The following is a 25847-nucleotide window of genomic DNA, read 5'->3' as shown; positions in this document are numbered from 1 at the left end:
CCATGAATATTGACGCCATCATGCGCACGGCTCCGGTCATCCCGGTGATCGTGATCGAGGACGAAGCACACGCAGTCCCGCTGGCAGAGGCGCTGGTAGCGGGCGGACTGCGCGTGCTCGAAGTCACGCTGCGCACCCCGGCCGCATTGGGCGCGATCCGGGCGATGAAACAGGTCGAAGGGGCGATTGTCGGCGCGGGCACCGTCACCAACCCGCGCGAGCTCGACGCGGCGCTTGAGGCGGGCAGCGAATTCGTCGTATCACCCGGCCTCACCGAGCCGCTGGGCAAGGCGGCGATTGCGGCGGGCGTTCCTTTCCTTCCCGGCATCGCCAATGCGGGCGACATCATGCGCGGGCTGGATCTGGGGCTTGATCGGTTCAAGTTTTTCCCGGCGATGGCCGCAGGCGGTTTGCCCGCCCTGAAGGCCCTTGCCGCGCCCTTCGGCCAATGCCGGTTCTGCCCTACGGGCGGGATCAGCCTTGAGAATGCGCCCGAATGGCTCGCCTTCGATCCCGTCCTGTGCGTCGGCGGCAGTTGGGTCTCCCCCAAGGGTGCGCCCGACAAGCCGGTGATCGAGAAGCTGGCGCGCGAGGCTTTCGGCTTGCGTTAATCGCTCTTGGCGAGCAGCCAGCCGAAGATTTCGGGGAGCCGCGCCGCCCAGGCGTTCTCCTCGTGCTCGGCGCCCTCGTATACCTTGCTCTGCCAGTCGCGGCCCTTAACCCAGCCCGCCGCCGCGAAGCGCTTGTCGATCACCTGCTGATAAGGCGCATAGTAGGCATCGAGCGTGGCGGTACCGTGATCCATCCACACCCGCCGTCCGTCGGGCGCACCAAGCCGCGCCGCGAACCAGCCGTCCCACAGCGCCTTTACGGCATCGCTTTCCCCCTCGACGATCTGCGGATCGATCGCGGGCCAGTGCGAGGAGACGCAGCCCGCCCTTCCGAACACATCGGCGCGTTCGACGAAGGCATAGCAGCTCATCAATCCGCCCATCGACGAGCCGATAATGGCGGTATCGTCGCGCGCTGGGCGGGTGCGGAACGCGGTATCCACCCACGACTTCAGCGGGCCCGCAATCCACGCCAGATAGCGGTCGGACACCACCTCGCCGCCCGCAGTCGCGTCCATCTGCGCACGCAAGGGTCCGCCTACTGCGTCATAGGCGCTGCGGGGCAGATACTGCCGATACCGGTCCGCGCCCGGCGCCCAGATGCCGATGATGATGTGCGGTTCAACTTTGCCGCTCGCACTCGCGGCCAGCATCGCCTTGTCCGCTGCCCAGATCTTGTTGAAGTTCGACTTGGCGACGTCGAAAAGGTTGTGCCCGTCATGCATGTAAAGCACCGGGTAGCGGCGCTCGCCAACGTCATAACCCGGCGGCAGCCAGATGCTGAGGCGCTGATCTGGCAGGCCCGCGGCAGGCACATGTTCGTATTCGATCAGGGGACCCGTCTCCTGCGCGCGCAGCGGTGCGACAAGGCAGGTCGGCAGGGCCAGCAATGCAAAAATCAGACGCATCCGTCTCTCCCCACCGAACAACCAGGTGGTGCCAAAGGGATAGCAGCCTTGCGTCATTTGGCCACCGGCCAAGGCGATTGCACGGGTGGGCTCCGATGATTAGGGTCGCCGCACGTTCAGAAAGCAAGGCTCACATGACCTCCTCCTGGCGGATGACCGCCCAGATCGACGATATCAGGGTTCCGCTTGCCGGGGTGCGGACGGCAGGACAACCCTTTGCCATCGCCACGCTGGTCGCCGTCGAAGGCTCGGCCCCGCGCGAGCCGGGCGCGCAGATGCTGATCACGGCGGACGAATATTGGGGCTTCCTGTCGGGCGGCTGCATCGAGGCCGATGTTGCGCGTCACGGCCGTGAGGCGCTGGCCGAGGGCACGCCGCGCATCCTTCTCTATGGGGAGGGCAGCCCGTGGATCGATATCAAGCTGGCCTGCGGCAGCGGAATTACCGTGCTGGTCGAGCCGATTGCGGCAGATGACCCGGCGGCTGCGACCCTGATGAAAGGCTTTGCCGCGCGCAAGCCTGTGATGTGGGAAAGCAACGGGCGGCACCGCAGCGCAAGCCAGGGCGAGGATGCCGCCTTTTCGTGGGATGGCGCGGGTTACACGAAACTCTACGTCCCCTCCGCCCGCCTTGTGCTGATCGGCGAGGACGGCACCGCGCTGGCCGCTGCGGCGCTGGCCGTGCAGGCGGGGATGGAGGTCGCGCTCGTCACGTCCGGCGGGCCGGAAGCACCGCCATTTCCCGGCATCGCCTATTATCGCTCCGCACCTGCCAAGGCTCTGGCCGAAATCGGGATCGACCGCTGGAGCGCCGTCGCGGTGCTTAGCCATGACCGCGAGGATGACGAGCGCGGTCTGGCGGCGGCGCTGCAATCACCCGCCTTCTATGTCGGCGCGATCGGTGCGCGGGCACGGCTCGATGCCCGGATTGCCAGGCTGCGCGGCCACGGGGTGAGCGAAACGCAGATCGCGCGTCTGCACGCGCCGGTCGGGCTTCAGGGCTTCGGCAAGGCCCCGCGCGAGATCGCACTGTCGCTGGTGGCCGAGGTCGCGCAGGCGTTCCATGCGCGTGTCGCTGCGGCAAGGTCTTCTGGCGAGTCGATATCGAGCACCGCCCCGATGCTGTCGGTGTCGAGATAGCCGACACCTTCGCTTCGTCCCTTGAGCAGCGCCGCCGCGCCGACATCGCCCGTCAGTCCTTCCAGATCGGGCAGGGCCGCACCGGTGAAGGCGACCGGATGGCCGGGCTTTCCCCCCACTCGCGGGCGCGCGGCATAGCCTTCGCGCGTCGCCATATCGGCCAGTGCCGCGCATAGTTCGACGGGGACCAGCGGCATGTCTCCGAGGAACACGAACACACCGCTTCCGCGTGCGCCAAGCGCGGCCAGTCCGGCACGCAGCGAGGCGGCCATACCTTCCTGCCAATCAGGTGCAGGGACGATACGGCAGGCAAGCCCTTCAAGCGCAGCAGCGATCCCGGCATGATTGGCACCGGTGGCGACCACCGGGGCGGCAAATCCGACGGACAGCACCGCTTCGACCGTGCGCCGGATCACCGGCACACCTGCCAGCGGGGCCAGCAGCTTGCCGCCGCCGAAGCGCCGTCCGGCACCCCCGGCGAGGATCAGCGCCGACCAACCGTCCACATCAGGCCCTAGGCTTTGGCCTGCTGGAGCAGCGGCAGGGTGCGGATGCGCTTGCCCGTCGCCGCCAACAGCGCATTGGCGAGCGCTGGGCTGGCGGGTGGCAGGCCGGGTTCACCGATCCCCCCCATCGCCGCATCGCTTTCGATGAAGTGGACGTCGATCACCGGCGGCGCGTCGGCCAGTTTCAGCACGTTGTAATCGCTGAAATTGCTTTCCACCACCGCGCCATTATCGAGTGTGATTGCCTCACCGATCGCGGAGGACAGCCCCATGATGATCCCGCCCGCAATCTGCGCTTCGGCATTGAGCGGGTTCACCGTGGTGCCGCAATCGACCACCGCAAAGGCCTTGAGCACCTTGGGACTGCCGTCTTCCTTCACTGTCGCCTCGACCACTTCGGCCACGATGGTGCCGAAACTCTCGACAATCGCAATGCCCCGGCCGACGCCCTCGGGCAACGGCGAGCCCCAGCCCGCCCGTTCGGCCACAGTTTCGAGCACCTTCCTATGGCGCGAGCCTTCGGGCAGGTGCTTGCGGCGGAACGCGAAGGGATCCTCACCAGCAGCATAAGCGAGCTCGTCGACGAAGCTTTCATTGTAGAAGCCGTGCTGGGTCGAATTGACCGAGCGCCACGGCCCGTCGTTCTGGTTCGACTTGTAGGCGAAATGGCGGCGCGCAGTGGCGGGCACTTCGTAAATGAAGCCAACTTCACCTTCGGCATTGTCGCCCTGCACATAGTCGTTCTGCCACGCAGCTATTCGCCCGTTTTCGAGCGTGGCTTTAAGCCGGGCGGAGGACTGCGGACGATAAGTGCCGTGGCGCACTTCCTCCTCGCGGCTCCACACCAGCTTGACAGGGTAAGGCACCTGCTTGGCGAGCAAGGCGGCCTGATCGATGATTTCTGTCATCGGCGGGAAGCGACGACCAAAACCGCCGCCCATGATCATCGGATTGAAGATCACGTCGTCCATGTCGATCCCGGCAGCCTTGGCCGCGCGGTCGCGTGCACCGAGGGGATCCTGCAAACCGCCCCACAAGGTCAGCTTGCCGTCCTTGAAATGGGCGGTGAGCGCGAAGGGCTCCATCATCGCATGGTGCAGGAAGGGGACGCGATAATCGGCGCTGATGACCTTGTCGCCCGCAGCCTTGAAGGCTGCATCGACATCGCCATCGCCTGCGGTGTTATCCGGCTTGCCGGCTTCGCGAAGCTTGTCCTGCGCGGCGTAGATCGACGGCGTCGACATCGCCCCGTTTCCGCCATCGGTGAATTTCGGGCTGAGCGCGTTGAGACCCTTCAGCGCCTGCCAGTAACCCTTGGCGACAACGATCACCGCGTCATCAAGCTTCACCACCTTCTCGACCCCCGGAACCGCGAGCGCAGGCGCCTCGTCGACGGCTTCGAGCTTGCCGCCGCGCACCGGGGCGGCTGCGATGGTCGCCACGCGCATGTCGGGCAGGCTCAAGTCGATCCCGTAGATCGCGCTGCCATCGACCTTGGCGGGAATGTCGCGCCGGATGACGGGCTTGTTGATGAGCTTCCATTCGGCGCGGCTCTTGAGCACCGGATCGCTGGCGAGCGAGCGCCCGGCCGCGCCGGCGGCCAACTCTCCGTAGCGCAAGGACCGGCCAGAGGCGGCGTGAGTCACTGCGCTGTCCGCGGTGGTCAACTCGCCTGCGGGCACGCCTAGCCGGTCTGCCGCTTCCTCGATCAACGCGGCACGCACCGCCGCGCCGACAACCCGCATCCCACCTTGCCCGGTAAAGCGTACGGCGGAGGAGCCGCCGGTGATCTGGATTTTCTGCGAGCGCGCCAGCATCCCCATCAGCGCCGCCGGGAGCGCGCTGATGACGCCGGGATAGCCGCTCATCTCGCCAAGGAAGCTCTTCACCAGCGGCGTGTTGGCAAAGGCCATGTCAGCCGGTGCCTGTTCGACCCTGACCTTGCTCCAGTCGGCGTCGAGCTCGTCGGCGAGCATCTGGCCCAAGGCCGTGTGTGTCCCCTGCCCGAAATCGATATGCGGCGAATAGACCGTCACCGTGTCGTCGGGGGCGATCTTCATCCAGGTGAGGAAATTGCGCTCGCCTGCACCAGTTTCGGTCAGCGCGCGCGCATGCTTGCCCGCGTTGCTGTCGGACCAATAGAGGCCGAAAACACCACCGCCCACCAGCAACGCCGAGCCGGCCAGAAAGATGCGCCGCTTCACGCCCTTTTTCTTCGCAGGCACCTGTGCCGGGATGGCATCGGTTTCGTCGATATTGGGGTTGGGATTATCGGCCATCATGCCTCTCCCTGAATATTGGCGGCAGCCTGACCGGTCGCCGCGAGGATCGCTGCGCGGATGCGCGGATAGGTGCCGCAGCGGCAGATATTGGTCATCGCCTCGTCGATCTGGGTGTCCGACGGTGTGCCCGTCCGCTCGATCAGCGCCACTGCGGCCATAATCTGGCCCGACTGGCAATATCCGCATTGCGGCACCTGCGCGTCGATCCATGCCTGCTGCACGGCATGCAGCGCACCATCATCGCTTTTCAAGCCTTCGATGGTGGTGACCGCCTTGCCCGCGATATCGCTGACAGGGACACTGCACGAGCGGGTCAACTCCCCGTCGACATGCACCGAACATGCCCCGCAAGCTGCGATGCCGCAGCCGAATTTGGTGCCGGTCAGCGCAAGATCTTCGCGCAATACCCACAGCAAGGGGGTGTCGGCCTCCGCCTCCACGTTCACTTGCTTGCCATTGACCGTAAAGCCGATTGCCACGCCCGCCTATCCTTCTCTGGTTTCCCTTAGGGTGCAGCCTAGCAGCGCTGTCGTCTCCGAGCCATGGGAAAGACACCGCAGACCGGTGCGGACCGCCAAATGCACAGTGTCCCGTCAGACGCTCACACCGAACAGCCAGCCGATCGCGGCGGTGACCGCCATGGCGAAAACGCCCCAGCCGACCACGCGCAAGGTCGCCCGCAGCAACGGCGCTCCGCCAGCCTGTGCCCCCAGCGCACCAAGGATCGCGAGCGTTACGATCGACACTAGCAGCACCACTTCGATGATGGCCCCGACCGGTGCCAGCCAAGCCGCCAGCAGGGGGATCGCCGCCGCTGCACTGAAGGTCACGCCCGATGCGAATGCCGCCTGCAAGGGCCGCGCTGCGAGGTGTTCGGACAGGCCCAGTTCGTCGCGCACATGGGCCGTCAGCGCATCATGCGCGCTCAATTCGCGCGCGACGAGCCTCGCGGTTTCCGCGCTCAGACCGCGCTCGCGATAGATCGCCGCGAGTTCCGCCAGTTCCTGTTCGGGCGTTTCGACCAGCGCCTCCTTTTCGCGGCGAATGTCGGCCTGCTCGGAATCGCGCTGCGAGGAAACGGAAATGAACTCACCCGCAGCCATCGACATCGCGCCGGCGACCAGCCCCGCCACCCCCGCCACAAGGATCGCCCCGGGCTCGGGCGTTGCTGCCGCCACGCCAAGGATCAGCGAGGAGACCGACACGATCCCGTCATTGGCCCCAAGCACCGCCGCGCGCAGCCAGCCGGTGCGGTGGACGTAATGGGGGTCATCGGCGTGGGCGCTCGGGTGGACCATCAAAAACTTCTCCTGTCGCGGGAGTTTCCGACGTGTTTGCCGCGAATGCAAGCACCTGCGCGCGCGGGCAAACGACCGCTTTCGGGAAGATCTCTTGACCGACTCGAATATCTTCAATAGCTATACAGCTTCACATCTGCATATTCTTGCAGGTTTGGGAGGGGGCATTGCCGAGCAGGATCATCGTATCCCGCGAGCTGGCCGACCTGCTAAGGTTGCTGGCTCATCCCGACAGGCTTCGCCTGATCGAGGAGCTGCGCCTTGGCGAACAGGACGTAAGCAGCATCGCCGCCGCACTCGATCTGCCGGCGACCCGCATCTCCCAGCACCTTGCCCCGCTGCGCGCCCACCGGATTGTCGAAGACCGGCGCGAGGGGCGCAATCATTTCTATCGCCTCACCCACCCCGGCATCGCTGCGTGGATCGTCGAGGCGCTCGATTTCGTCGATGTCCGTAACCGCCTCGGCGAAGGCGCGCATATCGACGAAGTGCGCGAATTGTGGACGGCCGAGTCCCCCCAAAGTTCCAGCTAGAAGGACTACCCGAATGTCGAAATTTGCCCTTGGTGTCATAAAGTTCCAGCGCGAGGTCTTCCCCGAGAAGCAGGAGCTGTTCGAACGGCTGAGCACCGGCCAGAGCCCAGAGGCGCTGTTCATCACTTGCTCGGACAGCAGGATAGAGACGGCGATGATCACCCAGACCGATCCGGGAGAGCTGTTCATCTGCCGCAACGCAGGCAACATCGTTCCGCCGCACACCAACCAGACCGGCGGGATGACCGCGTCGATCGAATTCGCCATCGGCGCGCTGGGCATTCCCCACATCGTGATCTGCGGCCACACCGAATGCGGGGCGATGAAGGGTGCCATGAACCGTGAGGGCCTGACCAATCTGCCGCACGTGCGCGAATGGCTGGGCTACTCACAGGGCGCGGTCGACATCGTCGAAACGCTGGGCGCGGGTCTCGATCCCGAAGCCAAGATGCGCATGCTGCTCGAACAGAACGTCATCCTGCAATTGCAGCACCTCAAGACCCACCCGACAGTGGCGGTCGCGCTGGCGCAGAAGGCGGTGAAGCTGCACGGCTGGGTCTACGACATCAAGACCGGCGAGGTTTCGGCCTTCGACGAGACGACCGGATCCTGGCTGCCTGTTGAAGAACGCTACGCTTCGGAACTCGCCTCGGCGGCGCTCGCCAGCCACGCCTGCTGATCGCGGCTGGCCAACACCATACTTTTCGGAGCACCCATTAGATGAATGCACAAGCGTCCCAAGGCCTGAATTCCGCCGTTGTCGGCAGGGATTTTCTCGCCTCTATCGTGGTGTTCCTGGTCGCCTTGCCGCTGTGCATGGGCATCGCCATCGCTTCGGGCGCGCCGCCCGCGCTTGGCCTCATTACCGGGATTGTCGGCGGGCTGGTGGTGGGGAGCATCGCCGGTTCGCCGCTGCAGGTCAGCGGTCCGGCAGCGGGTATGGCGGTGCTGGTGTTCCAGCTGGTGGACGAACATGGCCTGATCATGCTCGGCGTCGTCGGCCTGATCGCCGGTGCGCTGCAATTGTTGGCGGGTGTGTTCCGGTTGGGCCAGTGGTTCCGCGCTATCTCGCCTTCGGTGATCCACGGGATGCTGGCGGGCATCGGCGTGCTGATCTTCGCATCGCAGTTCCATGTCATGCTCGACGATGCCCCGCGCTCGGGCGGGCTCGCCAATCTCGCCGCGATCCCCGAGGCGATTATCAAGGTGTTCCCGGCCGATGGCTCGGTCCATCACCTCGCGGCGATGGCGGGGATCATCACGATTTCGACCATTATCGCCTGGAACAAGTTCAAGCCCAAAACACTCGCACTACTGCCCGGGCCGCTGCTTGGCGTCATCGTCGGCACGATTTTCGCGCTCGTCTTCGCGCTGCCTATCACGCTGGTGGCTGTGCCCGCCAATCTGACCGACGCGCTCAACATCCCCACCCCCGAAGCACTGGCCGGCGCGCTCGATCGCGAGATCATCACGCTGGGCATCGTGTTCGCCTTCGTTGCCAGCGCCGAAACGCTGCTCTGCGCAACGGCGGTCGACAAGATGCACATCGGCGCGCGCACCCAGTACGATAAGGAGCTGCGCGCGCAGGGGATCGGCAATATCATCTGCGGCGCGCTGGGTGCCTTGCCGATGACCGGGGTCATTGTCCGCTCGGCCGCCAATGTCGAGGCCGGAGCCACCACGCGCATTTCCGCGATCCTGCACGGCGCATGGCTGCTGTTGGCAGTGGCTGCCTTCCCCTTCGTTCTCAATCAGGTGCCCACTGCGGTGCTGGCCGCGATCCTCGTCTATACGGGCTACAAGCTCGTCAACGTGGCGCAGATCCGCAAGATCGCCGAATTCGGCAGGCAAGAGCTGGCGATCTATTTCGTGACGCTGATCGGTGTTGTGGCGATCGATCTGCTTACCGGCGTGATCCTCGGCTTCGTGCTGGCGACGTTGAAGCTGGTCTACACCTTCTCACACTTGTCGATCGACGTGACGCACGACAAGCAATCCAACCGCACCGACGTGTGGATGACCGGTTCGGCCACATTCTTCTCGATCCCGCAGCTATCGGGCGCATTGGAAAGCACTCCGCGCGGGGCCGAGGTGCATATCCATGTCGAAAAGCTGGACTACATCGACCACGCCTGTCTTGAGATGCTTTCCTCGTGGGAAAAGCTTCACCAGAGCACCGGCGGCAGCCTGACCGTCGAATGGAATGCGCTGGTCCAGGCCTATGGCCGCCGCTCGCAGGATCCCTCGCGCACCGAAATCCCGGCACTCATGCAGCGGCCAGCTGCCTGAGCCAGCGGGTTCAGATCACCGTTTCCGATGCTTCCTGGTGCCACAGCTCCTTGGCCATCTCGATGTCCTTGGCGCTGGCCCGGCCGAGCCGGTGGGCGATAAAGTCGATGCCGTCGATCAGCCACAGGGCAAGCTCCGGCTGGCTCAGACGATAGACCCGCTTCTGGGCCTGCGCCTCGGTTTCGACCAGCGCGATCGCGCGTAGCACGCCGAGATGCTGTGACACGCGGGTGGCCGGAATTTCCAGCGTTTCGGCCAGTTCATTCACCGTCAGATCGCCGGTCTGAAGCTTGAGCAGCAGACGGATACGGTCGGGATGGGAAATCTGGCGCAGCACGTTGGCCAGCTCGTTTGCGACTATCTTGCGGCTTGGCATGGGAGGCGACCTTTCACGAAGAGGAGGAAGAGGAACCGGACGCGACGATATAAAGACGCATATCTTCGCGCCCGGTTCCCCCGGAAACAACATCACCCAGCGCACGCCATTGTGGCACGGCACGGCCGCCCGCCGGAAGACCTGCGCAAACCAGTTGCACGAACTGTGCATCGTCGACCTGGGTGACATAGGGCGCGGGCGAGCCGCGCGAGGCGGTAACAGTCCCGCTGTCGCGCAGCCTGGCGCTGCTTTCATGCAGGCGCCGCGCGGCAGAATTCATGCCGGCATGCTGCAAGGTCAGCGCCAGCGCCTGCACCAGCGCCACGGCATCAAGCGACAGACGCGCACCGGCCTCGCCCAGTGCCTCGCTGGCCACCAGCACCGGCCCGCGGGCATCGTGCCACAGCATCGGCCACGGCGCGCGCACCTCGCTCGCCTCGGCCAGCAGCGTGAACACGATGCTGCGCAATTCGGGCATCACAATCAGTGCATCCCAGCGCGGACGGGGCACCATCAACGCAGGCAAAGCCTGTTCCACGGCCAGGATTTCGAGCTCCAGCCCTTCGCGGGTTAGCGCCCGATCGATCAGCAGAAGCTGACGGGCCAGCGCATTACGCTGGCGAGCGGCGGCAATGATCACAATATGCTCGCGGCCCTCGTCCCGCGCTGCACGGATCATGGCTTCCAGTATGGCGGGGCGCGTCACCGGCGGATCGCCCGCTTCCTCGGCCTCGCAGCGTGCCGGGTGGGGAGACATAAGCGCCAGATCGATCGACGCCCCGCGCGCGGCGCTGCCTTGTCCGTGATCGAACAGGTAGCTGACCGTCCAGTCGGCACGCGGCAATTCGCTGCTGCCTGCGTTTTGTAGCGCCACGGGCGAAATCGCCTGCCACGGCGCAAACTGCGGTGCAGCGGCGCCGGCAGCGGCAGCCCGTGCCCAGCCGGCAACCTTGCGTAGACCGGTGGCGCGCGGCAATTCGACCGCCTCGACATCGATTCCAAGCCAGCCCAGCAGCCGCGCAAAAGCATCGGCCCAAGCAGCATCGGCGGGCACAACCGGCTCGGCAAGACGCAGGCCAGTGGAAATCAGACGCAGCGACGGACGAGCCTGCGCACCCGCCGAAGCCGCGGGGCGGCCCGCTGCAAGGGTCAAGGATTCCGGCTTGTGATTGGCTCTATCCATGGCTCAGCCCTTTCGCATTTGCGGTTACGAGGCGGCTGTCTAGACGAGCATCCTTTGTCTGAAAAATTCAATATATCTTCAAAACTATTCTATTTTATAGATATGCATTTCCGGCCCCGATCAGTCGGTTTGCTGCCGGGGTCAGCTCGAGGCAGCAGCGGCCATACCATCGATCTCGCGACGTAGCCGAAGGCGCCGCAGAAGCGCTTAAGCGCTACATTGATGCATGACAGAAAAGATGCGCAATCGGCCTGATGGCACCGCCACGGCGGTATTCAGCGCTCTAGCGTGTCCAGCGCCGGGATCAGGCTGTCCGCCAGCGCGCGCGCGGCGGCGCGGGTGCCGACGCGGTCGGCATCATCGGCCACCTCGTAGGTATAGGCCGGGATAGCGAAATTCTCGAAGAACCAGTTCTTCGCCGTGCCGCTGCCGGGATTGGCGTTGCGCGGCTCGATCGTGAAGGGATAGCCCGGTAGCGCGCTTTCGCGGCCATCCAACCATGCTGCACGGAACCGCTGCTGGGCAGCGCTGGCTTCGTCCGGGCCTTGCACATAGAACAGATTGGCGCGGGTCGAATGGAAATCCACCATCAGCACCGGACGCACCGCTTGCGGCAGAGCATCGAGCCAGGCCTTGACGGCACGGGTTTCAGGTTGGGTGAACAGCCCCCAGTCGCGGTTGAGATCCTTCGCGCCGCGATTGGCGCGCCAATGGCCACGCGTGACGCCGTCGGGGTTGAGCATCGGTACGATCAGGAACTGCACATCGCCCAGATCAGCCGCCTGTTCGGCCAGCGCATCGACGAAAGCGCGCATCGCGATCGCCCCGGTCACTTCGGGAGGGTGCTGGCGGCCAAGCAGGATTACCAGCCGCGGCGCATCCGCGCGACCCAGCCGGATGGCGTCGACCGGACGTCCGTCATGCGAAAGGCCAAGAGTGAAAGGTTGCGCGCCCGTGGCAGCGCTCCAGCGCGCCAGATCGTTGGCGGTATCTCCGGGCGTCAGGATTTCCTGCGCGGCAACCAGTCCTTTACCCGCCGGAAGGCGCAGAATGACGCCCTTGCCGTCCGCTTCCGGTTCAACCGGCAAATCGCGCCACTCCCCTGCACCGTCGCTCCATTTCGGCGCATAGCGATGCTGCGCGCCGAGATAACGAAGGGTCACCGCAAGCGGTTCGCCCCCTTCCGCCTCGTAGCGGAAAGCATACCACGGGCTGGGATTGATCGGCGGCGCATGTTCGGGCGTCACCAGCAGGCCAAATGCACGCGCGCCCTCGACCGAACAGGCCGAAGGCGCGGCGCCGACAAAATCGAAATGAAGACTCGCCGCAGCGCTGCGACAAGCCGGGGTTGCGGCGACGGGCGGCTGGTCCGGCTCCGGGGGCGGCACATGCGCACATGCACCCAACCCCGTCGCCAGCGCCAGCAGCGCCGTAAGCCGCACCGCCCGCCTCATCAGAACGCTTTGCGCAGTTCCACCCGGAACACCCGACCACGCGGCGTATGCAGCGCGCTCAGATAGCCGTAGGTGTCGTCGGCCAGCGGTGGATCCTTGTCGAACAGGTTGTTGATGCCGAACCGGATCCGCGTTCCATCAAGCGCGGTGTCGTTCTTGATGGTGTAGCTGATCGCGGTGTTGAAGGTCAGGAAGTCGTCGACACGATAGAAGTTCGCGTTCGGATCATCCGACACGATCGGCACATCACGGCTCACGCTGGTGTTCCACACCTCGCCCACGTAATTCGCGAAAAGCGACACGTCCACCGGGCCACTGCCCCAGTTGACCGAGCCGCTGAAGCGCCACTTGGGCCGCCCTTCGATCTCGAGCAGTTCGCCCAGCCCGTCGATCCGGACTTCGGGCGGCAGCGCGCCGGTAGCAACCGCATCGATCAGTTCTTGCGCGTCGGGCCCGGCCGACTGGACGAAGCTTTCCAGTCGCGCCGCATTGAAGCGCAGGCGGAACTTGCCCATGCCGAAATCGGGAACGTTGTAGAACAGCCCAAAGTCCCAGCCCTTCGATACGCGGCTGTCGAGGTTCAGATAGGGATCGTTGACGAACAGGATCTCGCCTGCCGGGGCAAGGCTGGTACCAGCGAACAGATCAAGCTCCTCCTGGGTCGGATCGGCACGTACGACATTGGGGTTCACCCCGCCCGAAAGCCGCCGCAGCAGATCGAGCGCGATGGCATTGTCATCGCCGAAGGTGCCGACCAGCCCGGTCTGCTTTACGCGCCAGTAATCCGCCGTGAGCGTCAGGCCGGGAATGAAGGCCGGTTCAAGCACGATGCCAAGGTTGATGCTGGTGCTATCTTCCGGGGCAAGATTGTCGCTGCCCGAACGGAAGCTGATGACACCAGCCCCCGGACACACACCGAGATCGTCGATGATGCCCTTTTCAACCTGCGCCTGACAGATCACGAAGTCGTCGCGGGTGTTGGAACGCGTGGTCCCCGCATCATTGACCTGCACGAGGTTCGGCGCACGGAAGCCCTGCGACCAGGCACCGCGGAAGCTGACACCGGGGATAACGGTCCAGGACGCGGCAACACGCGGGACAATCGCGGTTTCGTCGATGTCGGCGAAATGCTCCATCCGGCCCGCAAGCTGGAGGCTGAGCGCCTCAATCAGCGGCACGTCCATGTCCTCGCTCACCAGCGGAACAAAGGCCTCGGCAAAGGCCGACCAGACTTCCCGCGCACCGCTGGTATCGGGCGAGGGGCTGGTGCCCGCGACGTCGCTTTCGTTGAATACGCCGGTCACGCTGTCGGTCCAAGTGATCGTGCCGTCAAGGCGCGGATCACGGTCGTCGAAGAAGGTCTCACGCCGCCATTCGATCCCCGCCGCGATGCCGACATCGCCGCCCGGCAGCGCGAACAGACTGCTGTTACTGACCTTGAAATCGGCGAGAGCCAGGGTGGTGCCGCCGCGGCGGAACACGTCGATCACAAACGGATCGATCGAACTCCGCGGATTGGGGGTGCAATCGCCCTGCCCCGGGTCGCCGGTCACGCAGCCGCCGTTGAACGGGTTGTAGGCATCCGGCGTCGAGCGGTTGATGGCATCCTGCATCAGCGTCAGGGAAACGCGGTTGCCTTCAAGATCGGTCAGTCTGGCTTCGGAATAGACGAAGCCCGTATCGAAATCCCACGACCCGAAATTGCCGCGCAGACCGGCGACGAGGCGATAGGTGTCCTTGTCGACATCAACGGTCCGCGGGCCGACATCCACGAAGCGATAACGCTCCATGATGACGTCCGCACCGCCGGCCGCGATTGTGGTGCCGGGCAGGCGGTTGGGGTTGGGCGAACCGTCAGGCAGCGTCGTCGCGCCGAAGGGGTTCCAATAGGCATTGCGCGAAATCCCCACCGGCACCGCGCTGAGGATCGCCGCCGGGGTGATATTGCGGCTGCTTTCGGAGCGGTAGTAGCTGCCCTCGAAATAGGCCTCGAGGCTGTTGTTAAGCTCGTAGCTCAGCAGCGCCATCGCGTTGTAGCGGGTCTTTTCGCTGATCAGCGTCGTGCCGAAGGCGCGGTTGTAGCGCACCTCCTGCGCCGGGGTCGTGCCGGCGCGCGCGCAAAGGCCATTGCCGAAGTCGAGCCGGCAGCCTTCGAATGTGCTCGGCTGGAGATAGAAGTCGTCATCGCGGATAGGCGTGCGGTTGGCCGGCGCCTGAATGTCGAACTGGCCGAAGGGTCCGAAGGTGTTGCGGTTGTTGAACTGCGTATCGCCTTCGAAATCGGTGCCTTCCACCAGTGGCAACTTGTTGTCGTCCGCGGAGTAGGGCCGCGCCGAGGACGGCAGACCGTTTTCATGGAAATAGCTGCCATAAACAGTGAAGTTGCCGCGTCCGCCGCCGAAATCGAAGCCGTAGCCGCCGTTCATCTGGATGCTGTAGAGGCTGGTCCCGTCAGAACCGCGCCATTCGCCTTCCAGGAAACCGCCCGTCCGGTTGCCGCGCAGCACAGTGTTGACCACGCCCGCCACCGCGTCGGCACCATAGATCGCCGAAGCGCCGTCGCGAAGCACCTCGAGCCGCCGGACGCTGCCCGGCGCGATTTCGTTGGCATCGGCGCTGACCACAGGGACCAGCAGTTCGGTCTGGAACCCGGGGTTAAGCACCATGCGGCGCCCGTTGATCAGCATCAGCGTATTGCCGGTGCCAAGGTCACGCAGGTTGACCGAGGCGACGTCGCCGCGGGCATTGTTCTGGGTGACGTCGTTCTGTTCGTTGAACGCGACCGAGCCTGCCTGCGGAATGGCGCGGAACAGGTCGTCACCGGACGTCCCGGCGATGTTCTGGATATCCACTTCATCGACCACGGTTACCGGCAGCACATCGTTGATCTTGGCGCCCTGGATCTGGGTACCGGTAACGATAATCTCGCGTTCCGCCCGCGGCGCGTCCTCGCTCGCCTCCGTCCCGGCGACAGGCGAAGCGGTGTCTTGTGCATGGACTGCGGTGGCGGCGATCAGGCTGCCTCCGCACATCAGGGCAAGCCTGCCCAGAAGCCTAGTCGACATTGTCATTCTCCCTGTTTTTCAGTAATTTGAAGTGATTTTGCCCAATTCTCGAACAAATCGGGCCATTGGCTGATGACTTGATCGGGTTTGCCCAGACCCCAGCCATGCCCGCCGTCGCGGAACAGGTGCAGTTCCGCGCTCGCCCCGGCGGCGACCAGAGTTTCGAACAAAAGAATGCCGTGCCCCGGCGGCGTGATCTTGTCGTCGGCGGACGCGAAGATGATGGTGGGCGGCGCGTCCTTACCCGCCCAGGTATCGAGCGACCACTCAACCTCTGCCTTCGCGGTCGCCTTGTCGCCGACGATCTCGCGCCGGGTGCGGGTGGTGTCGTAAGGCTTGCGCAGTGTCACCACCGGAAACAGCAACACGGCGAAATCGGGTCGGGCGGAGACCTGTTCGAAGGCATCGTTTCCGGCATAGAGCGCACGTTCGGGCTGGTAGGCGGTGAACCCGGCAAGGTGCCCGCCCGCGGAAAAGCCCATGATCCCGATCCTGCCCGGATCGACCCCGAATTCGCCAGCACGGGCGCGGATGATCTTCATTGCCCGCTGTGCGTCCATGAATGGAGCAGTCGAATCCCAACCGTCATTGGGCAGGCGATAGATCAGTTCGAATACGGTGAAGCCGCGCGATTGCAGCCATTCGGCGGCGGGGGTGCTTTCCTTCCACAGCTGGATGCGGAAATAGCCGCCACCGCCTGCCACCAGCACCGCCGCGCCATTGGGCTGGGCCGGACGGTAGACGCGCATCCGCGGCGTAGAGACATTCGACACCGCGCCGAAGCCCGCGCCCGGACCGCCGATCTTTTCCGGCCCCGACACATTCCCGCTGCCCGGTGGGTGGCCGGGCCACAGCAGAATTTCTTCTGGCGCGCTTTCGGCCAGCGCCGCAGGCACCAGCGGCGCCGCTCCAGCAAACAGCGCCAACGCCGCGCCCGCCGACAGCAAGTTACGCCGCGCGATCACGGGGTCTTCTCCAGCACCTGAGCGATCTTCTCGCTCACCGGCCCGCTGCGCTCGTGACGTTCGATATCTTCTTCGGGCAATTCCATCGGCGCGCCCGTCATCGCCGCGGCCAACCGTTCGCGATCGAGCCCGTTCTCCCACCGGGCGACGACGATGGTCGCCACCGCATTGCCGATGAAATTAGTGAGTGCGCGGCACTCGCTCATGAAGCGGTCGATACCAAGGATCAGCGCCATGCCCGCCACCGGCACGCTCGGCACCACCGAAAGCGTGGCCGCAAGGATAACGAAGCCCGCGCCCGTTACCCCGGCAGCCCCCTTGGAGCTGACCATCGCGACCAGCACCAGCGCGAGCTGTTCGGACAGCGACAGATCGATACCCAGCGCCTGCGCGATGAACAGCGCGGCCAGAGTCATGTAAATATTGGTGCCGTCGAGATTGAACGAATAGCCGGTCGGCACAACCATCCCGACCACCGCCTTGCGGCAACCGGCAATCTCCATTTTCTCCATCAGGCTTGGCAGCGCAGCCTCGGACGAGGATGTGCCGAGCACCAACAGCAATTCCTCGCGCAGGTAGCGGATCAGCGCGAAGATCGAAAACCCGTTGAACCAGCCGACCAATCCCAGCACCACGAACACGAACAGCAGCGACGTCACATAGAAGGTCGCGATCAGTGCAGCGAGGCTGGCGAGCGATCCGAGCCCGAATTCGCCGATAGTAAAGGCAATCGCGCCGAAGGCGCCGATCGGCGCGAACTTCATCAGCATGTGAACAAGCTTGAAAACGACCTCGCTGAACGAGGACAGCACGTCTGTCACCAGATCGCTGTGCGGGCGTGTCGCAGCAATCGACACGCCCGCCAGGATTGCGACCAGCAGCACCTGGAGGATGTTTCCTTCCGTAACGGCGCTGAACAGGGTCTCAGGGATGATATTGAGCAGGAAGCCGCTGATCGACTGGGCTTCGGCGGTCTTGGCATAGCCTGCGACGGCAGACGCATCGAGCGTTGCGGGATCGATGTTCAGCCCTTCGCCCGGACGCACGACATTGGCGACGACAAGACCGATGATCAGCGCAAGGGTCGAGAAGAACAGAAAGTAGGCAAAGGCCTTGCCCGCAACCGAGCCGACTGCCTTCATGTCGCTCATGCCGGCGATACCGGTCGCGACGGTAAGGAAGATCACCGGCGCGATGATCATCTTGACCAGCTTGATGAAACCGTCGCCCAGCGGTTTGAGCGAGGTGCCGAATTCGGGCGCGAAATGCCCGATCAGCGCCCCCAGCGCGATTGCCGCAAGCACCTGCACATAAAGCTGGCGATAAAGCGGCTTCCTTGCCGGTGCGGCAACCGCTTGCGGCGTAATGGTTGTGTGCGAACCCATCGGTCGCTGGTTCCCCCGGCTCTCAACTCTCCGGACAAAGAATCAGGCTCGCCGCGGCAATCCGCAAGCTTATCGCTTCATCGGAACGGAAGACTGAAAATCAGAGGGTTACACCAAACAACCATCATAGTTGTGCGGAAATCCGCACAAATTTCTTGCCCCGGGTGCGGAAATGCGCACAACGCAGGTCGCAAAGGGAGGAGGAACGCGCGCATCATGCAGGGCAGGCTGGGCCGCTGGTATCTGATAGCGATTGCGATGGTGGCTGTCGTTCTGCTGGCGTCGCTCGCGATGCTTGGCCTTGATCGCGCGATGCGGGTCCGTGCGCTGGAGGAGACCCGCGCTGCCGCCACCAGCCAGGCCGCAATCCTTGCCGCAGGTCTGGAAAGCGAGCTCAACAAATTCACCCTCGTCCCGCGCGTGCTCGCGACCGATCCCGAAGTCGCTGCACTGCTTGCCGGCGACCGCAGCCAGCGAGACGTTCTCAACCGCCGCCTCGCGGCCTTGGCTAGGCAGACCGATGCCGCCGCGATTTACCTGATGGATGCCGATGGCCTGACGCTCGCAGCCAGCAATTGGGACCGGCCCGATAGCTTCATCGGTTCGAACTACGGTTTCCGCGACTATTTCAGCGGCGCGCTGCGTGATGGCACTTTCGCCGAATTCGCGCTGGGCACGGTCAGCCGCCGTCCGGGGCTGTATCTCGCCGAGCGGGTTGGCCCGGGGACGCGCGCGCTCGGAGTGGTGGCGGTAAAGGTTGAATTCGACAGTCTCGAACGCAAGTGGCGCGATGCGGAGGATGGCGTATTCGTGACCGATGCCGGAGGGATCGTGCTGCTCGCTAGCAATCCCGAATGGCGGTTTCGTTCGGCAACAACCGACAATCCGGACACCGCCAGCCGCGACCCGGCACGCGATGCGATGCGTTTCGGCGTGGCCGAGCCCAAACCAATCAATCTGCCCGGCGGCGGCGAGAACGCCTCTCCGTTGCGGATGATCGAAAAGATCCAGCCCATCGCTCCGGTTGGCTGGGAATTGCACTTGCTATCCGATCCCGCCCCGCGCCTGTCTGTCGCGATCGCCAACGGGCGGCTTGCGGGGGTGATCGTGCTGGCATTGCTCGCCTTGGGCGGCGGGGGCGCCCTCGTCTGGCGGCGTCAGCGCCAGGCGCGCGCTGCCGCCGAAATCGCGGCGCAAACCGCAACACTGCGCGAACAATTGCAGCAAGCCAACCGGCTCGCCACGCTCGGCCAGATCACTGCAGGCTTGGGCCATGAAATACGCCAGCCGCTTGCCGCCATGCGGGTATATGCCGAGAACGGTGAACGCCTGCTCGCCGCCGACAGAAGCGCAGAGGCGGGAGAAAACTTCGCCCGCATCGCCGGACTGGCGGGACGGATCGGCGAGATCACGGAGGAACAGCTACAGTTCAGCCGCCGTTCGGCCGAGGAGCCGCGCGACATCGCGCTCGCCGCCGTGATCGACGGCTCTTTGCTGCTGCTGCGCGACCAGATCCGCCACAAGGGTATCGCCCTGTCCCTACCCGACCCAGAAGCGACTGCTGCCGCGATCGTCCGCGCGCGTCATGTCCAGTTGGAACAGGTGCTGGTCAATCTGCTGCAGAACGCGGTGCAGGCCTGCGAGGAGAACGGACAGGTCGCGCTGACAATCGAAACCGATGGTCAGACTGTCCGCCTCAGCATCACGGACAATGGGCCGGGTGTGCCCCCTGCTTTGCGTGACACGCTGTTCCAGCCATTCGTGACCAGCAAGACCGAAGGCATCGGCCTGGGTCTAGCGATAGCACGCGACATCATGCGCCAGCTTGGCGGCGATCTGCTGCACGAAGACACCGTCGGCGGTGCCCGCTTCACCATGGTCATGCCCGCAGCATGAACAGCATCGCCCCGCCCCTCCAAGTCGCTTTGGTCGAGGATGACCCGCCGCTGCGCGATGCCACCATGCAGGCGCTCACGCTGGAGGGTGCGCAGGTAACGGCTTTTCCCGATGCCCGCGCCGCGCTGGCCTGGCTTACCGCCGATTACGCGGGCGTGGTGGTCAGCGACGTGCGGATGCCCGGGATCGACGGGATCGCCTTCTTTGCGCGGCTGCGAGAAATCGACCCCGAACTGCCGGTGATCCTGACCACCGGGCACGGCGACATTGCAATGGCGGTCGAGGCGATGAAGAACGGCGCAGCCGATTTTCTGACGAAGCCCTATTCCTCGGCCGACCTGATCCGCGCCGTTCGGGCCGCGAACGAGCGGCGCGCATTGGCGCTGGAGAACCGCCGGTTGCGCGAGGAAGCGGGTCGCAGTGCCAGCGAGGCGATCCCGGGCTCTTCGGCTGCAGCCGAACGGCTGCGTTCTGTGATCGAAGGGGTGGCTCGATCGGAAATCGACGTCGTGCTGACCGGGCCGCCCGGCACGGGAAAGAGCCATGCTGCACGTCTAATCCACGATTTGAGTTCGCGCCGCGCCCGCCCCTTCGTGGCAGTCGATGCCGGAATTCTCGCTCACGAGGATGCCGAACTGCTGCTGTTCGGTCGCGACCCGGGATCCACGGCATCGGGGGGCGGGCTGTCACGCACCGGGATGGCCGAGCGCGCCAATGGCGGGACTTTGTTCCTCGACGATATCGCTGCAGCAAGTCCGCTGCTGACGGCACGGCTGGCCTCGCTGGTGGAAAAGCGTCAGGTTCTGCCGATCGGCGCGACGCGCGCGCGCCAGCTCAATATCCGCATCATCATCGCGCGGCTGGCGGATGATGGAACAGAAGCCGCCGGCGATCCGCTATGGCACCGGCTGGGCGCGGTGCAGGTCGCCTTTCCTCCCTTGAGTGAACGGCGCGAGGATGTGGCCGAAATCTTCCGCCTTTTCGTGGCCCGCCACGCACGCACGCTGGAACTTTCCGCGCCGCCGATCGGCGAGGTGCAGTGGCGGCATGTCCAGTCGCATGACTGGCCCGGCAATCTTCATGAACTCAGCGCCTATGCCCGCGCCTTCGTATTGGGCCTGTCGGACATGCATGCCTCCGCGCACCCGCTGGCCGGACAGCGGCCGCTGCACCAGATCGTCGCCGATTTCGAGCGTACTGTACTAGAGGACGCGCTGAGACAATGCGAAGGCGATATGGCGCGGGTGCAGGACATGCTACAGACCCCGCGCAAGACGATCTACGACAAGCTGGCGAAATACGACCTCAAGCCGTCCCGTTTCCGCTGATCGGCCCCGGTTATTCCACCGCTACGATGTTGTCGTCGGAATCGCGGTCGATGTAGAAGTTGTACGGATCGACCCCGGCGAAAAGCGGCTTCTTGTCGCTGACGACCTCTACCACCTGTTCACCGACGCGAACCGGCCTGCGTTCCATCGACAAGACGTCCGCCTTGTCGAATGAGCCTTGTCCGGGTCGCGCCGTGAAGAGGCCCACCTCGATGCTTTCAGCCAGCTTCGCGGGCGTCTCCTTGCCTTTGGCATCGGCGGTAAACTTGCCCGCGTCGATCGTGATGCGGGTGCTCCAGCGCCCGTTTGCCAACTGCTTGGTAACAGCCTGTTTTGCCTTGAGGTCGTAGATCGTGATCTTTTCGAACAAGTCATTGATCAGCGCCTGTTGTTCGGGCGTGGTCGCTTCCTTGCGGAGCTCGGCTACAAGATCGACGCTGCGCGGATAGGGTGCGCCCTTGAAGCGGTATCGGGCCACCAGCCGTGCCAGCGCGCGATTCACAGCCTCCTCTCCCATCCGGTCCTGAAGCAGATACATCACGAGGCTGCCCTTGCGGTAATGGATATACCCTTGGTTCTCGACCCGCAGCAGCGGCTGTTCACCCAGCACATCGCCCTTGCGTCCTGCCAGATACTGGTCGAGCTCGTATTTGAGGAAGCGGCGGATCTTGTCCTCGCCATAGAGCTCTTTCATCACCATCAGCGCGCTGTATTGCGCCAGCGTTTCCGAAAGCAGGGTCGATCCCTGCATGTCCCCGCCAACGATCTGGTGCGCCCAGTACTGGTGCCCCAGTTCATGCGCGGTAACGTAGGACACGTAATCGATCGTGTCCGGATCGCGCACATCCGCGGCAAAGCCGATGCTTTCAGAATAGGGCATCGTCCCGGCAAAGGCCTGAGCGAAGCTGGCATAGCCCGGAAATTCGATGATCCGCGCATAGCCGAACTGGTAGGGGCCGAAATTGGCGGTGTAATAGCCCAGCGACGCCTTCATAGCCTTCAGCATCGCCGGCACGTTCCAGTCGTGGCGCGGATCGTGGTAGACCGCCAGCTCGATATCGCCGAAGCGGTCGGTCGCCTCGGCATAGCGGGCCGATTGCACCGAGAAGAAGTTGAGGATCGGCGCCGGGCTTCGGAACACCGCGATGCGGCGATCGCCCCGCACTTCGTCGGAAAGCTTGTTGCCCGGCGCGATCGGCGCCTGATCCGCCGATGTGCTGATGGTGATGCGCGAATTGACCCAGTCGGCATGGATATAGTTTTCGCGCTGTGCCGCGGTGTCCTCGAGCTTCGCCGTGCGCAGCTCGTCGGGCAGCCCCTGCCGCCGCCGCACGGTGCGGTCCTGCAGCAATCCGCGGCGGTCCATTCCGATGATCGGCGCAAAGGTGAAGTTGTTCACGAAGGTGCCGTTGTCGACAATGTCGGTCGCCGCCGACCGATTGGCAAAGCCGCGCCGCCAGACCTGCGAGGCAAAGTCGAGCCGCGTAGTGCCCCCCGGCGCCAGCGGCGTGTCGAAGCGATAGATGCGATAGCCGTGAGTCTTGTCATGGCTGGCAAGCGCCGCTCCGGCCAGCACCAGTCGGGTAAATTCGACCGAGGAATCGCCCTGCCGTACATGCACTTCGGCAATCGGAGCATTGGTGTCGTTGCGCAGGTCATAATGCCCTGTCACGGTCATCCGGCGTTCGTCCGGGAAGATCGCAACATCAAAGGCGACGTCGGTCACTACCGGGCGGGGCAGCTTTTCGTATTTGAGATATTTGCGCTCGAACTCGGCGGTTTGCGCCTCGCGCTCGTCGGCGGTCTGATATTCATTCAGCACTTTGATATTGTGATGGATGACCAGCCCCGTGCCGATCATTCCGCCCACTGCCGCCAGCGCGACACTGCCCGAGGCAAGCGTCATGCGCTTGCCCATCCGCTTCAGCCGCGGCAGCACCGCCACCACCGTGCCGCGCGGCCAGGCCCAATGCGCCAGCACCAGCAGAAGCACGCCGAACGCGCCCCAGTAAGCCCGTGCGATCAGCCCGCCGACCCAGAAACCGCCGGTGCCGTTCATGTCGGACAGCGGCTCGCCCGGGCCGCCGCCGAACATGTAGAGCATGTTCGAATAGCCGAGATTGCTCAGGAAGATACGGCTGACGAACCACACCAGCATCACCCCCCAGCCCACATATTTGTTGGGGCTGAGGACCTGGAAGAACACCGCCAGCACCGCGATCAGCAGCAGATCGATGCTCTGCGGCATGACGTAGGAGACGAGATAGAGCCCGAGATCGATGCTCTTTGCCCCCAGCACCGCCTGGTAGATCAGGCCCGCAAGCATCCCGGCCAGCGACATCGCCAGCAGCACGACGAAGATTGCGAGGATCTTGGGAATGAACATGGCCCAGCCGGGGGCCGGAGTCGCGTCGATGATCTCGTTGATTTTCACGTCGCGTTCCCGCCACACCAGCTCTCCGCCGTAGAACACCGAAACAATCAGCGTGAACAGGCTCATGCTGCCGATAACCGTGGTCACGACATCGGCGGTCAGCGGATAGGAGGCAGTGCCGTAGGAGGTCTGCGAGAGGGCAAGGTTGAGCGTGGTGAAGGCGAGCGCGATCAGCAACAGGACGATCAGCCCCGGGCTCTTCACAACCAGCAGCGTCTCTATCTTCAGTCGCCGCCAGAAGCTGCGCGCGGCATGGCTTGCCCCGAAGCTGCGGTGTACAGGCCCCGCGAGCGCCTGCGGGAGCGCAGTCTCCGCCTTGGCCGTGCGACGGGCCTGCTTGGCAAGCCGCCGCTGGCGCCAGCGCGAAGGGGCGCGCTCGGTCATGCTGAAACGCCACCAGGCGACGGCGAGAAACAGCGCACTCCATACCAGCGCCAGCGCGCGGTTGATCAGCAGGTTACCCTCAAGCGGGATCAGCCGGGTGTTCATGTCCGCTGCGGTCCAATACCGCGACACCTCGCCGATAGCGCCCACGGCCAGCGGCTCGAACCGGGCGACCGCGTCCTGATATTCGGGCTTCGCCGACAGCACCACGTTGACGGCGAGATAACCCATCACAAGGATCAGCACCCCGATATAGCTCGCCAGCATCGACCGGGTCATCGTCGCGAGGCTGAACAGCAGCGCCGAGGACAGGATCAGATTGGGAATGGCAATGACCAGGAACGGCCAGGCATAGGTGACAAAACCCCCGGGGCCGACTGTCTCGGGATCGACCCACGGCATGGCCGATCCGATCGCGATGCCGAGCGGCACCGCCGTATACCCAAGCGTCGCTATCCCCAGCCCGCCAAGGAAGCGTCCGGCCAGGAAACTCGAACGCCCCACGGGGGTGGCGCGGATCATCGGACCGAAGCCGGTCGTATCGTCCCGCACCACCGCATTGGCGACGAAGGAGGTGATCACAAACAGGTAGAACAACCCCAACAGCGCGGTTGCGATGGTGACGGCATAGGGCGAATTCTCGTGCACCGCGCCGGGCGTGCCGATGCTGACATTGGCGCTGGCGGAAATGCCGAAGCCGAGCAGGAAGAATATCGCGACCGATACCCAGAATACGGGATTGCGGAGCTGGTAACGCAGTTCAAACGCCGCGAGCGAAGCGGTCAGCATGGGGCGCGCTCCTCTCAAGCCGCGGCAGCGGCGGTGGCAGGGCGGCGGGTTTCCGCCAGCGTTGCGAAATAGACGTCCTCAAGCCCGCCGACGACCGGCGCAAAGCCTTCGGGCTGGCTGTCGGCCAGCACATGAACGATAATTTCGCCCGCGAAGAAGCGGTGCGAGATAACCTCGTGGGCAGCCTGCATTTCGGCCAGACCGGTGTGCGGGATGGTGCGTTGCCAGACACGCCCGGCGATGGAGCCGATCAGTTCGCGCGGAGAACCTTCCAGCTGCACCCGTCCGGCAGCAAGCACCGCCATACGCGGGCACAGATCGGCCACGTCGTCGACGATATGGGTCGACAGGATCACCACTACGTTCTCGCCGATCCCGGCCAGAAGGTTGAGAAAGCGGTTGCGTTCTTCCGGATCGAGGCCTGCCGTCGGTTCGTCGACAATGATCAGTTCGGGATTGCCAATCAGCGCCTGCGCGATACCGAAACGCTGACGCATCCCGCCCGAAAAGCCGGCAATCGCCTTGCCGCGCACTGCCCACAGGTTGGTCTGGTTGAGCAGGTGTTCGACAAGCTCGCGCCGCTCGCCCGCGTTCCCGACACCCTTCAGAACCGCCATGTGATCGAGCATCCGGTAGGCCGAGATGCGCGGGTAGACACCGAAATCTTGCGGCAGATAGCCGAGGGTACGGCGCAGCATGTCGGGTTCGGCCAGCACGTCGATATCGCCGAAACGGATGCTGCCCGACGTCGGGGCTTGCAGCCCGGCGATGGTGCGCATCAGGGTAGATTTCCCAGCGCCGTTCGGCCCCAGCAGCCCGAACATTCCGCGCGGGATCGACAAAGTGACATTGTCGAGCGCACGCGTGCCGTTGGGATAGACGTGGCTGACGCCGGCGAGTTCGAGCATGATGGTCCCCCTGTGCTGCGAGCGTCCAGCTTAACGCCTGTCTCGGCAAGCGAAAGCACCCTTCGCAGGATGACGCATGCCGTTCATCGAGTGACGCACCGTTGAACGGTCGCG

At 64.4% G+C, this 25847-nt stretch carries 19 protein-coding genes and 1 pseudogene; 7 read left to right on the top strand and 13 right to left on the bottom strand.

What is annotated here, in order from left to right:
* Positions 1–2: 2 nt before the first annotated feature.
* Positions 3–611 (top strand): bifunctional 4-hydroxy-2-oxoglutarate aldolase/2-dehydro-3-deoxy-phosphogluconate aldolase, encoded by a 609-nt coding sequence (eda, locus tag OIK40_RS05020; protein WP_273676736.1) that lies wholly within the window; start codon positions 3–5, stop codon positions 609–611.
* Here the strand turns inward: eda and OIK40_RS05015 are convergent.
* The gene (locus tag OIK40_RS05015) at positions 608–1519 is read right to left on the bottom strand and encodes an alpha/beta hydrolase (RefSeq protein ID WP_273676733.1); all 912 of its coding nucleotides are present in this window, start codon (positions 1517–1519) and stop codon (positions 608–610) included. The two genes, eda and OIK40_RS05015, sit on opposite strands and share 4 nt — an antisense overlap.
* A 134-nt stretch (positions 1520–1653) precedes the next feature.
* On the opposite strand from OIK40_RS05015, the gene OIK40_RS05010 reads away from it, so the two are divergent.
* The gene (locus OIK40_RS05010) at positions 1654–2658 is read left to right on the top strand and encodes an XdhC family protein (protein ID WP_273676732.1); all 1005 of its coding nucleotides are present in this window, start codon (positions 1654–1656) and stop codon (positions 2656–2658) included.
* Between the two features lie 29 nt (positions 2659–2687).
* Here OIK40_RS05010 and OIK40_RS05005 read toward each other — a convergent pair.
* From OIK40_RS05005 to OIK40_RS04990, 4 genes and pseudogenes are all read right to left on the bottom strand, one after another.
* Positions 2688–3164 (bottom strand): annotated as a pseudogene (locus OIK40_RS05005) (nucleotidyltransferase family protein); the annotation flags it as partial.
* 8 nt (positions 3165–3172) lie between these two features.
* On the bottom strand, positions 3173–5443 hold the full coding sequence (locus tag OIK40_RS05000) for a xanthine dehydrogenase family protein molybdopterin-binding subunit (RefSeq protein ID WP_273676731.1): 2271 nt from the start codon (positions 5441–5443) through the stop codon (positions 3173–3175).
* Positions 5443–5925, bottom strand: a complete 483-nt coding sequence (locus tag OIK40_RS04995; protein WP_273676729.1) for a (2Fe-2S)-binding protein — start codon at positions 5923–5925, stop codon at positions 5443–5445. Before OIK40_RS04995 ends, OIK40_RS05000 begins: the two co-directional genes overlap by 1 nt.
* Positions 5926–6039: 114 nt before the next feature.
* Complete coding sequence (locus tag OIK40_RS04990; protein WP_273676727.1) at positions 6040–6744, bottom strand: VIT1/CCC1 transporter family protein; 705 nt, start codon at positions 6742–6744, stop codon at positions 6040–6042.
* Between the two features lie 167 nt (positions 6745–6911).
* Between OIK40_RS04990 and OIK40_RS04985 the strand changes: the two genes are divergently transcribed.
* The 3 genes from OIK40_RS04985 to OIK40_RS04975 are packed head-to-tail and all read left to right on the top strand — an operon-like array spanning position 6912 to position 9566.
* The gene (locus OIK40_RS04985; RefSeq protein ID WP_273676724.1) at positions 6912–7277 is read left to right on the top strand and encodes an ArsR/SmtB family transcription factor; all 366 of its coding nucleotides are present in this window, start codon (positions 6912–6914) and stop codon (positions 7275–7277) included.
* Between the two features lie 13 nt (positions 7278–7290).
* Positions 7291–7956, top strand: coding sequence for a carbonic anhydrase (locus OIK40_RS04980; protein WP_273676723.1), 666 nt, complete (start codon positions 7291–7293; stop codon positions 7954–7956).
* A gap of 41 nt (positions 7957–7997) precedes the next feature.
* Positions 7998–9566 (top strand): SulP family inorganic anion transporter, encoded by a 1569-nt coding sequence (locus OIK40_RS04975; protein ID WP_273676722.1) that lies wholly within the window; start codon positions 7998–8000, stop codon positions 9564–9566.
* A gap of 10 nt (positions 9567–9576) precedes the next feature.
* Here the strand turns inward: OIK40_RS04975 and OIK40_RS04970 are convergent, their stop codons facing one another.
* From OIK40_RS04970 to OIK40_RS04945, 6 genes are all read right to left on the bottom strand, one after another.
* A complete protein-coding gene (locus OIK40_RS04970; RefSeq protein WP_273676721.1) occupies positions 9577–9942 on the bottom strand; it encodes an ArsR/SmtB family transcription factor in 366 nt (121 codons plus the stop codon).
* A gap of 13 nt (positions 9943–9955) precedes the next feature.
* On the bottom strand, positions 9956–11125 hold the full coding sequence (locus tag OIK40_RS04965; RefSeq protein WP_273676720.1) for a hypothetical protein: 1170 nt from the start codon (positions 11123–11125) through the stop codon (positions 9956–9958).
* A 275-nt stretch (positions 11126–11400) separates the two neighbouring features.
* On the bottom strand, positions 11401–12579 hold the full coding sequence (locus OIK40_RS04960; protein ID WP_273676718.1) for a M14 family metallopeptidase: 1179 nt from the start codon (positions 12577–12579) through the stop codon (positions 11401–11403).
* Positions 12579–15644 (bottom strand): TonB-dependent receptor domain-containing protein, encoded by a 3066-nt coding sequence (locus tag OIK40_RS04955; protein WP_273676716.1) that lies wholly within the window; start codon positions 15642–15644, stop codon positions 12579–12581. The genes OIK40_RS04960 and OIK40_RS04955 overlap by 1 nt, the downstream gene beginning before the upstream one ends.
* Before the next feature lie 2 nt (positions 15645–15646).
* On the bottom strand, positions 15647–16609 hold the full coding sequence (locus tag OIK40_RS04950; protein ID WP_273676715.1) for an alpha/beta hydrolase: 963 nt from the start codon (positions 16607–16609) through the stop codon (positions 15647–15649).
* Positions 16606–17994, bottom strand: coding sequence for a dicarboxylate/amino acid:cation symporter (locus OIK40_RS04945; RefSeq protein WP_273676713.1), 1389 nt, complete (start codon positions 17992–17994; stop codon positions 16606–16608). Before OIK40_RS04945 ends, OIK40_RS04950 begins: the two co-directional genes overlap by 4 nt.
* Positions 17995–18210: 216 nt before the next feature.
* Between OIK40_RS04945 and OIK40_RS04940 the strand changes: the two genes are divergently transcribed.
* Both OIK40_RS04940 and OIK40_RS04935 read left to right on the top strand, forming a co-directional pair.
* Entirely contained in the window at positions 18211–19890 is a 1680-nt protein-coding gene (locus OIK40_RS04940; protein WP_273676712.1) for a sensor histidine kinase, read from the top strand.
* Positions 19887–21218, top strand: coding sequence for a sigma-54-dependent transcriptional regulator (locus OIK40_RS04935; protein ID WP_273676710.1), 1332 nt, complete (start codon positions 19887–19889; stop codon positions 21216–21218). Before OIK40_RS04940 ends, OIK40_RS04935 begins: the two co-directional genes overlap by 4 nt.
* A gap of 10 nt (positions 21219–21228) precedes the next feature.
* On the opposite strand, the gene OIK40_RS04930 is transcribed toward OIK40_RS04935, so the two are convergent.
* Positions 21229–24825, bottom strand: a complete 3597-nt coding sequence (locus OIK40_RS04930) for an ABC transporter permease/M1 family aminopeptidase (RefSeq protein ID WP_273676708.1) — start codon at positions 24823–24825, stop codon at positions 21229–21231.
* A gap of 14 nt (positions 24826–24839) precedes the next feature.
* Positions 24840–25733, bottom strand: coding sequence for an ABC transporter ATP-binding protein (locus OIK40_RS04925; protein WP_273676707.1), 894 nt, complete (start codon positions 25731–25733; stop codon positions 24840–24842).
* Positions 25734–25847: the final 114 nt, after the last annotated feature.

Source organism: Erythrobacter fulvus, assembly GCF_028595285.1.
GTDB lineage: Bacteria > Pseudomonadota > Alphaproteobacteria > Sphingomonadales > Sphingomonadaceae > Erythrobacter > Erythrobacter fulvus.
The sequence above is the reverse complement of the archived record's forward strand: the minus strand, read 5'-3'. Positions and strand labels throughout refer to the sequence as shown.

Excerpts from the sequence above, each read along its gene's own strand:
- eda (WP_273676736.1), top strand. The coding sequence starts at position 3 with ATGAATATTGACGCCATCATGCGCACGGCTCCGGTCATCCCGGTGATC.
- OIK40_RS05015 (WP_273676733.1), bottom strand. The coding sequence starts at position 1,519 with ATGCGTCTGATTTTTGCATTGCTGGCCCTGCCGACCTGCCTTGTCGCA.
- OIK40_RS05010 (WP_273676732.1), top strand. The coding sequence starts at position 1,654 with ATGACCTCCTCCTGGCGGATGACCGCCCAGATCGACGATATCAGGGTT.
- OIK40_RS05000 (WP_273676731.1), bottom strand. The coding sequence starts at position 5,443 with ATGGCCGATAATCCCAACCCCAATATCGACGAAACCGATGCCATCCCG.
- OIK40_RS04990 (WP_273676727.1), bottom strand. The coding sequence starts at position 6,744 with ATGGTCCACCCGAGCGCCCACGCCGATGACCCCCATTACGTCCACCGC.
- OIK40_RS04980 (WP_273676723.1), top strand. The coding sequence starts at position 7,291 with ATGTCGAAATTTGCCCTTGGTGTCATAAAGTTCCAGCGCGAGGTCTTC.
- OIK40_RS04975 (WP_273676722.1), top strand. The coding sequence starts at position 7,998 with ATGAATGCACAAGCGTCCCAAGGCCTGAATTCCGCCGTTGTCGGCAGG.
- OIK40_RS04970 (WP_273676721.1), bottom strand. The coding sequence starts at position 9,942 with ATGCCAAGCCGCAAGATAGTCGCAAACGAGCTGGCCAACGTGCTGCGC.
- OIK40_RS04965 (WP_273676720.1), bottom strand. The coding sequence starts at position 11,125 with ATGGATAGAGCCAATCACAAGCCGGAATCCTTGACCCTTGCAGCGGGC.
- OIK40_RS04960 (WP_273676718.1), bottom strand. The coding sequence starts at position 12,579 with ATGAGGCGGGCGGTGCGGCTTACGGCGCTGCTGGCGCTGGCGACGGGG.
- OIK40_RS04955 (WP_273676716.1), bottom strand. The coding sequence starts at position 15,644 with ATGTCGACTAGGCTTCTGGGCAGGCTTGCCCTGATGTGCGGAGGCAGC.
- OIK40_RS04945 (WP_273676713.1), bottom strand. The coding sequence starts at position 17,994 with ATGGGTTCGCACACAACCATTACGCCGCAAGCGGTTGCCGCACCGGCA.
- OIK40_RS04940 (WP_273676712.1), top strand. The coding sequence starts at position 18,211 with ATGCAGGGCAGGCTGGGCCGCTGGTATCTGATAGCGATTGCGATGGTG.
- OIK40_RS04935 (WP_273676710.1), top strand. The coding sequence starts at position 19,887 with ATGAACAGCATCGCCCCGCCCCTCCAAGTCGCTTTGGTCGAGGATGAC.
- OIK40_RS04930 (WP_273676708.1), bottom strand. The coding sequence starts at position 24,825 with ATGCTGACCGCTTCGCTCGCGGCGTTTGAACTGCGTTACCAGCTCCGC.
- OIK40_RS04925 (WP_273676707.1), bottom strand. The coding sequence starts at position 25,733 with ATGCTCGAACTCGCCGGCGTCAGCCACGTCTATCCCAACGGCACGCGT.